Genomic DNA, 12,337 nt, shown 5'->3' with positions numbered 1-12,337 from the left:
GAGCTTCAGGGATTTCTAACTAATCAATTATTAACCATAATTTCTCAGAAGTAAAGCGGATTTATCTCCAGATAGTGGAGGGTTACCCGTGGTGAGATCAGAGACTATAAATAAGGCATCAGATCCAAAATAAGTAATTGCATAACCTGAAAATAATTAATATATTGTTCCTACATGCATCATTATAAACCATTTCGTACCCTCTTTTGCTGTACAGCTTTACTATTGAGCAGCGTACTCGCCCATAGTCAAACTAAGTTAGAGTTGCAGCATATCGTCGAAAAACTTGAAAAAGTATATGCCACCGATCAGCTGACCCGAAAAGAGCTGAACGAGGCCCAGAGGACCCATGGCTATGGTTCCAGCGAGTTTAAGGAAAAGCTAAGCTTGATGAATACCCAGGATTCCATCAATCGCGGCATTGCCCTAAATATATTGGATACATTTGGCTGGCTTGATCAGTCCGTTTTATCCCCAGATGCAAATAAAGCCTTTTTTTACACAATCCAGCACGCAGACTTCCAAACCCAAGTAAAATATAAACCCTTCATAGAAGACGCTTTTAGAAGAGGGCAGATATCTAGTCACGAATACGCCATATTTCAGGATCGATTAAATGTCAGATTAGGGAAGAACCAACTGTTTGGCAGTCAGACTGCCGTAGACAACATCGGAAACTCCTACCTATACCCGGTTGATCATATCGACTCCATCCATAGGAGGAGAGCCGAGATTGGTCTCCAACAACTGGATCTACAGCTTAAAGAATCAAATATTAAATATAGCTTTCCAATTACCGATAACTCAGAATATGATATTACCCTAATCGGACATTTTTGGAACATCTCCAATACAGCAGTATCGGGTATTTCTATATGGCATGGTGATCACCTTATCGGAGAATCTGATTCAAATGGCTTTCTCTTTACCAGATACAGCTTTCTCGGCAAAGAGGAAATAACGCTTACCTTCAGACAATCGGATAAGACCGTCGGTCAGCAACAGCTAAAAAAGGGCAAAGACTTCTATGAGCTATATATTCAAGTCAAGCAGTAGCAGTATTTCGTCTATCAGCTACCTCGTAAAGGCAAAGTACACTACATAGAACCATCCGAATATCCCGTGCAGTATCGCCCACATAATAGACTTATTACGATCCCATGAGGTAACCACCGCGATGATTGATCCGAGACCAACTCCTGACTGGGTGATGGTCTGCGTTGTTGTATTAGTTACTCCCTGTCCAAAGACCACTGTGATCAGTGATAGGAAGAATATCGTTACTGCTATTTTCTTCATATATGTTTTACTCCTCTAAATATCCCTTCAATTCCTCTCTGAGTTGGTGGTATCGTTTGAGTTCGTATTCACGAACCTCCTCATCACTAGTCTCATTAATGCTAGGTCTGGGATACGGCGCGTCAAACTCTCCCTTTACAATTTCCAAAGAAATGACGTCGCCGAGCTTTAGTTCAGCATTATGCCAGTCAAGATGTTTATTTGTCGCAGCATCTAGTCCACTCATATCAAATAAAAGTTCCTCACTACCACCTTCTCTATGGACTAGAGTTGCCATAGCCGTAAGCACAAAGTTCTCTTCGTCAAATCCCGCCCGGCTTACCTGTTTGCCGTTTAATTTTACGCTTATTCCTAGATTATCCATTGAGTCGTTTAAATATGATCCTTCAATTTGTTTTTGAGATAGTGATATTCTTCCAACTTAATTTTGAGTTTCTCCTCTTCACTTTGTTCAACTTTGAATCTCTCCGTTGGCTCATCGAATGGACCTTGTATCACTTCCATAGTTATTGAGTCGCCTTGTCCAACATTTGTTCTGTACCAATTGAGGTGGTCACGTAGATCCGAATCCATTCCACCCACATTAAAATTATAGAATTCACCACCGTCATTTCTATGCACAAAAGACACACATGCTGTCACGACATAGTTCTCTTTCTCAATCCCAGCTTTAGAAACTGTGTCGCCATTGAAGGTGACCTTGAGGCCATAAGGTTTAACCATGATTTTTATTTTTTGATTTTTCTAACTGTTTTATTATGTATTTACCTTTTAAGACAAATACATTACCATGGCCTGGTTGTTTTCTACTGCATCTTTATAGAAACCTTTAAGATCTTCGAAAAAGTCCAGTAGATATTCTAAAGCGTTTTCGTCGTCCCAGATATCGGGATATAAATCCTGTTCAAACATTTTATCCGAATCGAATCTGCTAGTTAGCTCATCTCTAGAGAGGTCTTTTATAATATTATACATCTCTTTTGTCTGTTCGGGCGTAGTGAATGTTGCAGGCCCATATCCCATGTCTAGCTCTGGATCAATCTGTGAAGGACCGAAGAGGAGCGGTAGCTGAGGCAATTCGTTAGTGAAAGCATCAGCCAAACTTGAACCTGTTACCAGATAAAAAATACCTTCCCAAGCTTTGTCAAGATCTAACAGAGCATAATCATCTGATTCCTTCTTGCTATATACCACATCTACTAAGGCTTTGCTGTCTTGCAAAAAGCTTTCTAAAAGTTTTTGATCTACCCGAAGGTAGTATTGAATCATTCCCATCGAATTTAGTTAGATTATTTCCTGTTGTGTACCGTTCTTATCATTCGATTCTCTGATAGCGGCAGCGATTTCATTCAATGCATCGCTCTGTAGGAGCAGGGCTGCAGTGTGTTCGCGTTTGGTTGCCAGGTAGCGGTTTAATAAGATAGACAGCACTTTGTACAAGCCATAAAATAAACCTACAATGAAGAGGCCATAAATTAGGGGTAATAGGACAAATAATTCTTGAGTACCGATAAAAAGTAAATTCATAATCTAAGTATATGTAATCATTGAAGGTGTTTATTTAACCTTACAGCTTAAAGGTAGATATTACTTTCTGTTGATACAAATTTGTTTGTATATTATACTGTATTGAAAACCAGGACAAATATTTAAATTGCTGTTATCAAATTATTAACTTTTTGTATTGCCAGTTTACGACAACGCTTATTTTTTATGTTTGAGAAATATAGTTATAAACTTGATGAGCATTTTATTAAAACTTCTATTTTGTTTGCAGATAGTTACATTATTGAGTAGTAAATCTAGTACAAGAAAGCTCCATGCTGATGAGCACCTCTATTCTGTCACTGATACAGCAGGGCCAGTGGATTGATATGGGTATAGAGATAGCGCTATAAGTATGATTGAATGTACTGTGTTTTCGCATCCATTAAATTGAAATTTTGAAAAGTATGAAAATAATCCTATATGCTATACTGTTTGTTTTTTTATCTGTAACAAGCATTTTTCTTAGCTATTTATGGATATCAACGACAAAATACAAAGTTAACAACAAAGAATATGTACAGCGTTTTGGTTTGCCCTATGGACTGAAGTTTGCATACCATGATTACATTTACGGTGGGATAACTATATGTGATAAAGACGAGAAAATCATTTTGTCATCAGGAAAAAAAATAGGTATCGATCAGGTCGAGATTAAGCAGTTACTGTGTTATACGGTATTACCTAGAGAAAAAGTACTTTTCAAATTTTTAGATGCGACTAATAAAATTCAATATTGTTCCGTTAATAGATTTCATACGGTGACTTATGAGCAGAATAGAGATTTGGGCAATTGTACAGAATTATTAGATGTTTTGAGATGGATACGGTTTGAAATCTCGCCGCTAAGTACCCGCTATGCCATGTTTACAGGGATTTTATTCCTAATTTTAATGACAAATATTGTTTTGATTATAAGGTTTTTGCCAATGTTGAAGTACAAGCTAACGTTAAGGTCTTAAAACTAGAAGATTGTTGAAAAAGGGAAATATTTAGTTACACAAAAAAATCCCTGGAGCGGGGAGCTTCAGGGATTTTTAACTAACCAATTATTAACCTAAATTATGAATACTGATATAACGGTGATCCCTATGCCGATAGTATATCCGATTGTCATAATAATATAAAGTTGCCATTGAAATTCTTATTCAACACGAAGCAAAAAGTAGTATATTGTGAATATCTATTTACTAATTATTAATCTCATGTCCACGTTGGGAGCTAAATTGCAGAATCCTTACTTCAGGTATTCTCTGGAGCTTATGACAAGGGTTAGGTGAAATAGTATTAAAAATCAAAAGAAATGAAAAGGATAAGTGGTATACTACTGCTAATAGTAGTGTTAGCAAGTAGTTGCAAAAGTGTAGTTCACCTTGTGAACCTTGAATATGAATACGACAATGGAGGAAAGAGAGATACTGTAAACTTGCAGGTCGAAATGGGTAAAAAGAAAAAAAATAGAGAAAGGGATGTTAAGGTAGTACAAATATCTCCTGATTTGTATGGTATACAATATCGAATAGTGGATAGATTATATAATAGCATTTATTTTACACATCCTGTTACGCTACTTTCCGTATCAGAGACCGGTACATCTGTCATAAAGCCCGCTATGAAGTATAGAACGAATAGTCCTAATCCTAATTGACTCTGTTTTAGACATAAGAGGCTGTGCACACTATCTCAGGTACCATATGATTACTAAAATAAGTTCAGCCCCCAAACAACCTAGTAAAGGAAAACACCGTTCCTCTGTCAGCCCGTTAAGGTTCATACTTTTCATATCTCTATTTTTAGGATCCTATCCTATACATACGGTTTGTCACAGGCAAAGTAGAGAATCTCTTGCATTATTCCAATAGGAGAGTTGCAGACTCTTTGGCTAAGAAGGGGCAGTATACAACAAAAAAACTCCCTGAAGCGGGGAGCTTCAGGGAGTTTTAACTAACCAATTATTAACCTAAATTATGAATACTGATATAACGGCAATCCCTATGCCGATAGTATGTCCGATTGTTATAATAATATAAAGGTTACAATACAAATCCCTACCACAATTTCGGCTATACTCGACTTTATCATTAAGTGATTGTGTCACGTTTCATTTTTATGTAATTAATATATTTATAACGGACTTCAAGAACACTTCGTTATCCGGAAATTCCGGATAACTATCGCATAAAGTAAGAACATCATACAGCATTTCAATCTTGCGGAGAATAAACGAGTTATTCTCCGCTTTATATGCGGTGAATAATGCTTATATTTACCGCATATAATTTTTAGATCATGGCAGTCTATATACACGAACGACATAATTGGACAGATTTTCAATGGGTAGACGAGAAGATACTTAATCTATTAGGCGAAGTTCGGCATCTTCAAGGAAAGCTTATCGGAAAAGTAGAGTTGTTAGGATTTGAGTTAAAAGACGAAGCAAACTTGGAGACACTTATCCAAGATGTTGTTAAATCATCAGAAATAGAGGGGGAGATATTGAGTCCAGAACAAGTGCGCTCATCCATAGCGACTCGATTAGGGTTGGATAATTCGGGACTTGTAAATTCTGATCGTCATATAGATGGTGTAGTAGAAATGATGCTAGATGCTACACAGAATACAGATAAGACCATAAGTAAAGAAAGATTATTTGGCTGGCATGGTGCATTATTTCCAATCGGAAGAAGTGGCTTGTACAAGATTGATGTAGCACAATGGAGAAGCGGTGATATGCAAGTGGTTTCGGGAGGAATGGGAAAAGAAGTTGTACATTTTGAAGCACCTAAAGCTGAACGCCTCGAAGAAGAAATGAAGAGATTGATTGGTTGGTTTAATTCGGATTCTCTTATAGATCCAGTCTTAAAAGCTGCTATTGTACATTTATGGTTTGTGACTATACACCCATTTGATGATGGAAACGGACGTATCGCTCGTGCATTAACAGATATGCAACTATCGAAGGCGGATGGTGTCAATCAGCGCTTTTATAGTATGTCAGCGCAGATTAAACAGGAACGTAAAGAATATTATGCGATTCTAGAGAAAACGCAAAAGGGAGATTGGGATATTACTAGTTGGGTAGTTTGGTTTTTAAACTGCCTCAAAGAAGCTATAATTGCTTCGAATATGATAATAGATAAAGTAGTTAGAAAACATCACTTTTGGATGCAAAACAATTTTAATATCAGTAATGATAGACAACGAATAATGCTGAATAAATTAATGGACAATTTTGAAGGAAATCTGACTTCATCAAAGTGGGCAAAGATGACAAAGGTATCCGCTGATACTGCATTACGAGATATTACAGATTTAGTTAACAAAGGAGTCCTAATTAAGGCAGATTTGGGTGGTAGAAGCACAAACTATGAACTAGTTTGGTAGTTAAGGGATACATCATACAATCAGAAGCGAAATCACAAAAAAACTCCCTGGAGCGGGGAACTTCAGGGAGTTTTAACTAACCAATTATTAACCTAAATTATGAATACTGATATAACGTCAATTCCTATGCCGATAGTATATGCATTCAATCAATTAACATAAAGGTTATAATTTGCTTACAATTATTTTTTTTTATATTTATGGAATGAGACCAACTATCAACAAAGAACAATGGTTACTGATTCAGTTATTCATCGGAATAGCAGCATTAATGATAGGACTATTCCTGTTTATCACCCATTATAATCAAGAGACCGGAAGATTTTTAATTAAAACTGGACTTATATACGAAACGGTCATCCTCTTGCGTTTGATCTCCCATCATGGAATTTTTAAAAGAAAGCCACGACCTTATTAGCTCATACATGAGTGATTTAATCTAGGTATGAGCAAATGCTGTAAGGACACGATTACAATAGGCACATCAACGTATAAAAGTATAGACGAGAAATTTTCCCAAATACAACTCAGGGTAATGCGGCAGCAAGAGAGAGGGATTGCAATTAATAGATAATGATATTATGAATAAAAAACTTTTCTCCTTGTTAATGACCACAGTCCTGTTTTTGACCGCCCACGGGCAAGGTAAAGTCCCGAGTGACCAGATTAGAACATTCTATAGTAAATTATATAATTTAACAATCAATCCCGCAGATATTGTCAAAGAATATATTATCTATTCCGATAGTATAGGTTACAATAGTGCTGTTGCTACAATTGAATCCTTCCGTAACCCTGTAAACGGTGAGGGAGAGCATTTCATGTTATTGAAACACGATATTCAGCATAACGATTATATCCTGTCCGCTTATGAATCATTTGTTGATCAAGAAAAGATGAAATTTCAATACCTAGATAATATACAGCACCTACAACTGTACAAAATTAGCCCCAAACACACCATAAATCAATATATTCTGATGAAAGACAATAAGATTCACTCTTTTGCGGGATTTCAGAAGAGAGGCTCAGATACCTATACCTTTATCGTCTACGAATAATATATAACAAGACAAATTTAGCGGTCAAAATAATATAAAGACAATTCTCATGTCCAGAGTATGCTCTATTGTCATCATCATAAAAAAATGAACATGGAGATCATTGTCCGAAAAGAAGGAAAATATAGTATATTGTAAATTATATATGAATTATGTCCATTAAAATTCCGAAAAAATGTAATGAGCCTTGGGACGGCATGTCGCCAACTGCCGATGGTAAGTTTTGCTCAACCTGCAATCTCGAAGTAATCGATTTTACAGACTGGAAGACCGAAGACATTATCAGCTACGTGCAGGAATCAAGTACCAAAGTATGCGGTCGCATATCACGAACCCAGTCTGCTCCCGATTACAAGCTCCTATTTTTAAATACACAACAGTTATCCAGATTTGGTTTCGGATTAGCTTTGTCGGGATTATTGTTTACCCAATCCCTAGCAGCCGAGAGCCACGTTATCGATACTACAGGCGTCCATTTACAGCATCAACAGAATTTAAGGGACAGTATTACTATTCAGGGTGTCGTAACAGATCAATCAGGCCGACCTTTGGCCGAGGTTGCGATTAGAAATCTACTGACCAATGAATTGTTTAAGACAGACAAGGAAGGAAGATTTATTTTCAAATTTCCAAGTATCTATAATCTGAAATCTTTGCCCTTGTTGATTGTTTATATCGGATATAAAAGGGTGAATATTAACCACAACCTTTTGAATAATGAAAATATAAACGTAAAACTCGAGGAGGATATCCAAGAAATAGGAGAGGTAATCATTGAACCGCTAAGGAGGAAACCGCGTACCGATGTCAAGATGTCAAAACATAGAACTAAGCAATAGCCGTACGTTTGTCATAAAGCTCTCTATAAAGTATAAAACGAATAGTCCCAATTAATTCTATTTAAAATCCTTTCCTATATATACATATGGTTTGTAGCAGGCAAAGTAGAGAATCTCTTGCATTATTCCAATAGGAGAGTTGCAGGCACTTGGTTAAGAAGGGACAGCATACAAAAAACTCCCTGAAGCGGGGAGCTTCAGGGAGTTTTAACTAACCAATTATTATCCTAAATTATGAGTACTGATATGACGACAATCCTTATTTGTTTGATATTTCGTACATATTGTTTGTTTTTGTTTGAATTATCAGACATTTGTAATGAAGAAGCAGGTTGTATTGCCTAAGTTTCAGGTTTTAATGGAGCAAATGGGAGAGAATATCAAATTAGCTCGTAAACGACGTAAACTCACTGCTGTAGAAGTAGCAGAACGGGCGGATATTGCCCGATCGACATTTTTTTTTGTAGAAAAAGGTGATCCGAGTGTTGCGATGGGTGCATATTTTAATGTACTTCGCGTATTAAATTTGCAAGATGATTTCTTAAAACTTGCAGCCGACGATATTTTTGGACGTAAACTGCAAGATTTAGATTTGTTATAAGATAGCGGTTAATAATTTCAGGAATTTAGCACAACGTTATGCATATTAGAATTAAGTTGTTGTTTTCAGTGATCATTGCAATTTTCGTGGGCTGTTCGTCCGACGGAAAAAATGCGGGCGTAGACCTGGCTGAGATCATCGGTAGGCCAGAAACAAAAGATATTGAGGCTGCTGCCAGTCGGACGAGTGATCAAAAAGGACACTATGAGGTGGGGGACAGCCAATTCCATCTGGTGGACAATGGCGAGGTCGTAAGGAACTATAGCTTTGATGAGAAAGAGGCAGATCAGCTTAGATTTGATGGGCTGGAAATAAATGCACTTTATGGCGCGAAAGTCATCTCATACGACAACAGCATCGCTTTTGTTTCCTTAAAAGCGCCCGAAAAAAATGTAGCTGAGTATTTTAAAACCTTTGTGAAGACATTGGGAAAGCCTGATAGCATCCAGGTGCAGGATGTCTTGGTCGAAACGCTAAACAAGAGAGTGCAGACCACTATTTTGGAAGCATTTCCCGGTACTGCTAAAGTATATAAGAATGAGTTTAATTCGGAGGTGTTGGACTACCCGCAACGCTTATTTTGGAAGAAAGGGGATCTCCGCTATTTTCTATCCCTCGATCCTGTAGGGGATAATGTCAACTTGGCGATTGATATCATTACTGAAAAAGCACTGCATGACTGCATTGTGATGGGCTATCATGTACCGCAGTAACTGATGACATTGTTGTCTATCTGACATCGTGGAAGTCATGTTTAACGAAATTAGCTTTCGTTCGGTATTAATTCTTTTATAGCTGAAATAACGGCCAATGATCCGCGGGACAGTGCAATACCAAGCTTGTGATGCGTAGTCTTGTCTTCCTCCGACTACAGAGCGGTTTGAAGTATTGTTAGAGAAGTAACTTTCTAAACTGATAAAAAAAATCCCTGGAGCGGGGAACTTCAGGGATTTTTAACTAACCAATTATTAACCTAAATTATGAATACTGATATAACGACAATTCCTATGCCGATAGTATGTATGTACAATCACTCAGTTAACAAAAAGGTTACATTTGGATCATATTTTCTTAAAAGTCATACACAGTCACCTGCAGACCTTTACTAGCCAAACATTCGAGTAGCAGCGGCTCTATCTTATCCCAGGTGCTGCCAGCTCGTGGCATATGTATTCATATAGACTTTACAATATAGACTATTATCGTACAGATGACCTGTAGTATATATGTTCAAAGATAAAGGAGGAGCTGTCTTACGGATACAACTTTCTCGTTTCCAAGAACAGCTCGATCTGGTTGAGTACTGTTGGGAGCTACTTCAGTACATCCTGTGACCAGAAGCGGAATACCCTATAATCCATATCTCGCAAAGCACTGTTTACCCATTGATCCTTTTAAATATAGCGAACTCCTTTACAGAGCAGATAGTATAAACCGAATTTATTGCTACCAGAGGATTATCTGAATACATTTCCGGAAAAAGCAGCTATATTCCCTCTGAAAAAAAATCTAATGAGACAAACTATGAAATTCGCCTTTATATTATGGCGCAATTATATTGCGTGTAAAAGCGAATTTATGTAGGTTTGATGCATGGAAAGTACTAACCAATATTTTCAAACTTTCAAAGATGGACAACAAAGCGGACTGGAGTATTATGTCCACAAGCATATCAAACCGTTGACATTTTTTGCTTATCGCTTAGTTAAGAATGAGGCTGTCAGTGAAGAGATCGTCGGAGATAGCTTTTTGAAGATATGGGAGGTCAGAGATCGAATAGAAAACCCAAGTCACTTGCTGGCCTATCTTTATAAAATCACGAAGAATGCCTGTCTAAAGCATTTGTCGTCGCCTGCAAATAATATCGAAATCCAGCATAGCTTCGATGAAAACCTGAAACATCCTGATAGCGATATCCTGACCCAGATTGTACATGCAGAGCTTATACAACAATTATATCAGGAGATCGAGCGTCTTCCAGGGCAGCAAGGTGTCATATTTCGCATGTCTTATCTTGAGGGATACACGACCGAAGAAATATGCACGGCCTTAAACACAACAACCAGTAATGTTTTTTATGCAAAATCCAAAGCTTTGTCAACGCTGCGTATCGTTTTCAAAAAGAAAAATATGCTTATCTATCTGGCCTTGCTCAACCTCTTTTCCTAAGCCTTAACTTCATCCCCATTTATTGGTCATACCAGACCGAAATTTCACCAATAAAAAAAAGTATTTTTTTTACTAAGGTTTTGCTAAAAATAGGATATACACGATATAAGGATAGCCTATTTATATGGAAAAAGTATCGTATTATGCTGTATTGATTCAGAAGTATCTTCGAGACGAACTCTCTGAAGTCGAAAAAGAACACCTCAAAGAATGGTTGGATGCTGACCCGACTCGTGAAAAGTATTTGTCGGATCTCAAAGAAGGAAATTCACTGCAAGAGGAACTAGAGCTGTATAATGATCTTTGGAACACGAATGTAGGCGCCGCGCGGGAAAAACGGATCAAGGAACGGCTAATGCGTCGTATCCCACTACCAAAGAAAAACACATATATTATCAAACGATGGTTGCCTTATGCGGCGGCAGTTCTGGCTATTGCCATAGGAACCTGGCTTGGTGCCCGACTATTGTCGCCTAGTGACTCCGCCGCGATCATTGCGGCCGATACCATATTACCTTCACAGCATGGGGCTACATTGACCTTGGCCGATGGCTCGGTCATGAGGCTGAATGCGGATAAGAAAGGGATAATCATTTACCAAAATAAAATCCTGTACAGCGATAGCTCATCTCATATTGCAGATTTAGGATCAGATAGCGATTCATCGCCTATCCAGATGCTCACGCTCACGACGCCCCTTGGTACGACTTACCAGACGCAGCTGCCAGATGGCACCCAGGTATGGCTCAATGGTGGATCTAAGCTCCATTATCCATCTCGTTTTGTTGGAAAAGAGCGCTTGGTCGAGTTGGAGGGGGAAGCCTTTTTTGCGGTGACTAAGGCTGTCGTAAAGTCATCGGAGAGCAGGGGAAATATCCATCGCTCATTTATGGTGAAAACAGAGAAGCAAATGGTGAAGGTATTGGGCACACAGTTTAACATCGCGGCGTATAAAGACGAGACAGCCACAAAGACTACTTTGCTAGAAGGTGCGGTGCAGGTTGAACCCACTAAGACTAAAGGTAAGATTGTCGATTTATCTCCGGGGCAGCAGTTTTCCACAGATGGCAGTTCGGGACAGCTAAAAGACGTAGATACGGAGCAGTACACCTCTTGGAAAGATGGTTATTTCATGTTGAAAGGGTCGTTGCAGGAAGTTCTATCCCAGGTCTGCCGTTGGTATGATGTAGAGCTCGTGTTCGAGGGAGAGTTTCAGCAGTCATTGAGTTTGGTGACTTTTCCGAGAGACAGATCATTGGGAGATCTGTTGGCCGCTATACAGCGTGCCGATAGCCGTATAAAATATAGGATCAATAAACAGGATACAAAATCACTAAAGGGAACACAGAGGCCAGAAAGGAGGTTGACCATATTCAGATAGTTTCTTGATATACTGGAGATCGTGCGTGAATAAAAAAGTGTCAACCGGTTGCCCCCGG

The 12,337-nt window shown here is 38.3% G+C and carries 16 protein-coding genes; 11 read left to right on the top strand and 5 right to left on the bottom strand.

Annotated features, from left to right (window positions below; all coding sequences use genetic code 11):
* The first annotated feature begins 174 nt into the window (after positions 1 to 174).
* The gene (locus tag JKG64_RS04725) at positions 175 to 1,056 is read left to right on the top strand and encodes a DUF6624 domain-containing protein (protein ID WP_210353179.1); all 882 of its coding nucleotides are present in this window, start codon (positions 175 to 177) and stop codon (positions 1,054 to 1,056) included.
* An 18-nt stretch (positions 1,057 to 1,074) separates the two neighbouring features.
* On the opposite strand, the gene JKG64_RS04720 is transcribed toward JKG64_RS04725, so the two are convergent.
* From JKG64_RS04720 to JKG64_RS04700, 5 genes are read right to left on the bottom strand one after another with little or no spacing between them, the layout of a single operon-like run.
* Complete coding sequence (locus JKG64_RS04720; RefSeq protein WP_210353178.1) at positions 1,075 to 1,299, bottom strand: hypothetical protein; 225 nt, start codon at positions 1,297 to 1,299, stop codon at positions 1,075 to 1,077.
* Positions 1,300 to 1,306: 7 nt separating this feature from the next.
* Positions 1,307 to 1,663, bottom strand: a complete 357-nt coding sequence (locus JKG64_RS04715; protein ID WP_210353177.1) for a hypothetical protein — start codon at positions 1,661 to 1,663, stop codon at positions 1,307 to 1,309.
* Between the two features lie 8 nt (positions 1,664 to 1,671).
* Entirely contained in the window at positions 1,672 to 2,022 is a 351-nt protein-coding gene (locus JKG64_RS04710; protein ID WP_210353176.1) for a hypothetical protein, read from the bottom strand.
* A 48-nt stretch (positions 2,023 to 2,070) separates the two neighbouring features.
* On the bottom strand, positions 2,071 to 2,574 hold the full coding sequence (locus JKG64_RS04705) for a YfbM family protein (RefSeq protein WP_210353175.1): 504 nt from the start codon (positions 2,572 to 2,574) through the stop codon (positions 2,071 to 2,073).
* A gap of 9 nt (positions 2,575 to 2,583) precedes the next feature.
* Positions 2,584 to 2,826: a hypothetical protein gene (locus JKG64_RS04700; protein WP_210353174.1), complete on the bottom strand. Its 243-nt coding sequence runs from the start codon at positions 2,824 to 2,826 to the stop codon at positions 2,584 to 2,586.
* 425 nt (positions 2,827 to 3,251) lie between these two features.
* Between JKG64_RS04700 and JKG64_RS04695 the strand changes: the two genes are divergently transcribed.
* The 10 genes from JKG64_RS04695 (at position 3,252) to JKG64_RS04650 (ending at position 12,279) form a co-directional block, all read left to right on the top strand.
* Positions 3,252 to 3,806: a hypothetical protein gene (locus JKG64_RS04695; protein ID WP_210353173.1), complete on the top strand. Its 555-nt coding sequence runs from the start codon at positions 3,252 to 3,254 to the stop codon at positions 3,804 to 3,806.
* A gap of 341 nt (positions 3,807 to 4,147) precedes the next feature.
* Entirely contained in the window at positions 4,148 to 4,492 is a 345-nt protein-coding gene (locus JKG64_RS04690) for a hypothetical protein (RefSeq protein ID WP_210353172.1), read from the top strand.
* A gap of 641 nt (positions 4,493 to 5,133) precedes the next feature.
* Entirely contained in the window at positions 5,134 to 6,228 is a 1,095-nt protein-coding gene (locus JKG64_RS04685) for a Fic family protein (protein ID WP_246512477.1), read from the top strand.
* Positions 6,229 to 6,433: 205 nt separating this feature from the next.
* Positions 6,434 to 6,646, top strand: a complete 213-nt coding sequence (locus JKG64_RS04680) for a hypothetical protein (protein ID WP_210353171.1) — start codon at positions 6,434 to 6,436, stop codon at positions 6,644 to 6,646.
* A 163-nt stretch (positions 6,647 to 6,809) separates the two neighbouring features.
* Positions 6,810 to 7,289 carry a hypothetical protein gene (locus JKG64_RS04675; RefSeq protein WP_210353170.1) on the top strand — a complete coding sequence of 160 codons (480 nt, stop codon included), beginning with the start codon at positions 6,810 to 6,812 and terminating at the stop codon, positions 7,287 to 7,289.
* Between the two features lie 152 nt (positions 7,290 to 7,441).
* Positions 7,442 to 8,128 (top strand): carboxypeptidase-like regulatory domain-containing protein, encoded by a 687-nt coding sequence (locus JKG64_RS04670; RefSeq protein WP_210353169.1) that lies wholly within the window; start codon positions 7,442 to 7,444, stop codon positions 8,126 to 8,128.
* A gap of 319 nt (positions 8,129 to 8,447) precedes the next feature.
* Positions 8,448 to 8,729 (top strand): helix-turn-helix domain-containing protein, encoded by a 282-nt coding sequence (locus JKG64_RS04665; RefSeq protein ID WP_210353168.1) that lies wholly within the window; start codon positions 8,448 to 8,450, stop codon positions 8,727 to 8,729.
* Positions 8,730 to 8,767: 38 nt separating this feature from the next.
* Positions 8,768 to 9,442 carry a hypothetical protein gene (locus JKG64_RS04660; protein WP_210353167.1) on the top strand — a complete coding sequence of 225 codons (675 nt, stop codon included), beginning with the start codon at positions 8,768 to 8,770 and terminating at the stop codon, positions 9,440 to 9,442.
* Between the two features lie 880 nt (positions 9,443 to 10,322).
* Entirely contained in the window at positions 10,323 to 10,898 is a 576-nt protein-coding gene (locus tag JKG64_RS04655; protein ID WP_210353166.1) for an RNA polymerase sigma factor, read from the top strand.
* A 124-nt stretch (positions 10,899 to 11,022) separates the two neighbouring features.
* On the top strand, positions 11,023 to 12,279 hold the full coding sequence (locus tag JKG64_RS04650) for a FecR domain-containing protein (RefSeq protein WP_210353165.1): 1,257 nt from the start codon (positions 11,023 to 11,025) through the stop codon (positions 12,277 to 12,279).
* The last annotated feature ends 58 nt before the right edge of the window (positions 12,280 to 12,337 follow it).

The organism is Sphingobacterium tabacisoli (genome assembly GCF_017908035.1).
GTDB lineage: Bacteria > Bacteroidota > Bacteroidia > Sphingobacteriales > Sphingobacteriaceae > Sphingobacterium > Sphingobacterium tabacisoli.
Note: the sequence above shows the minus strand (reverse complement) of the source record. Positions and strands in the feature narration are given on the sequence as shown.

What these genes read in the sequence shown, in the direction of transcription:
- JKG64_RS04725 (WP_210353179.1), top strand. Translation starts at nt 175, where the DNA reads ATGCATCATTATAAACCATTTCGTACCCTCTTTTGCTGTACAGCTTTA.
- JKG64_RS04720 (WP_210353178.1), bottom strand. Translation starts at nt 1,299, where the DNA reads ATGAAGAAAATAGCAGTAACGATATTCTTCCTATCACTGATCACAGTG.
- JKG64_RS04715 (WP_210353177.1), bottom strand. Translation starts at nt 1,663, where the DNA reads ATGGATAATCTAGGAATAAGCGTAAAATTAAACGGCAAACAGGTAAGC.
- JKG64_RS04710 (WP_210353176.1), bottom strand. Translation starts at nt 2,022, where the DNA reads ATGGTTAAACCTTATGGCCTCAAGGTCACCTTCAATGGCGACACAGTT.
- JKG64_RS04705 (WP_210353175.1), bottom strand. Translation starts at nt 2,574, where the DNA reads ATGGGAATGATTCAATACTACCTTCGGGTAGATCAAAAACTTTTAGAA.
- JKG64_RS04700 (WP_210353174.1), bottom strand. Translation starts at nt 2,826, where the DNA reads ATGAATTTACTTTTTATCGGTACTCAAGAATTATTTGTCCTATTACCC.
- JKG64_RS04695 (WP_210353173.1), top strand. Translation starts at nt 3,252, where the DNA reads ATGAAAATAATCCTATATGCTATACTGTTTGTTTTTTTATCTGTAACA.
- JKG64_RS04690 (WP_210353172.1), top strand. Translation starts at nt 4,148, where the DNA reads ATGAAAAGGATAAGTGGTATACTACTGCTAATAGTAGTGTTAGCAAGT.
- JKG64_RS04685 (WP_246512477.1), top strand. Translation starts at nt 5,134, where the DNA reads ATGGCAGTCTATATACACGAACGACATAATTGGACAGATTTTCAATGG.
- JKG64_RS04680 (WP_210353171.1), top strand. Translation starts at nt 6,434, where the DNA reads ATGAGACCAACTATCAACAAAGAACAATGGTTACTGATTCAGTTATTC.
- JKG64_RS04675 (WP_210353170.1), top strand. Translation starts at nt 6,810, where the DNA reads ATGAATAAAAAACTTTTCTCCTTGTTAATGACCACAGTCCTGTTTTTG.
- JKG64_RS04670 (WP_210353169.1), top strand. Translation starts at nt 7,442, where the DNA reads ATGTCCATTAAAATTCCGAAAAAATGTAATGAGCCTTGGGACGGCATG.
- JKG64_RS04665 (WP_210353168.1), top strand. Translation starts at nt 8,448, where the DNA reads ATGAAGAAGCAGGTTGTATTGCCTAAGTTTCAGGTTTTAATGGAGCAA.
- JKG64_RS04660 (WP_210353167.1), top strand. Translation starts at nt 8,768, where the DNA reads ATGCATATTAGAATTAAGTTGTTGTTTTCAGTGATCATTGCAATTTTC.
- JKG64_RS04655 (WP_210353166.1), top strand. Translation starts at nt 10,323, where the DNA reads ATGGAAAGTACTAACCAATATTTTCAAACTTTCAAAGATGGACAACAA.
- JKG64_RS04650 (WP_210353165.1), top strand. Translation starts at nt 11,023, where the DNA reads ATGGAAAAAGTATCGTATTATGCTGTATTGATTCAGAAGTATCTTCGA.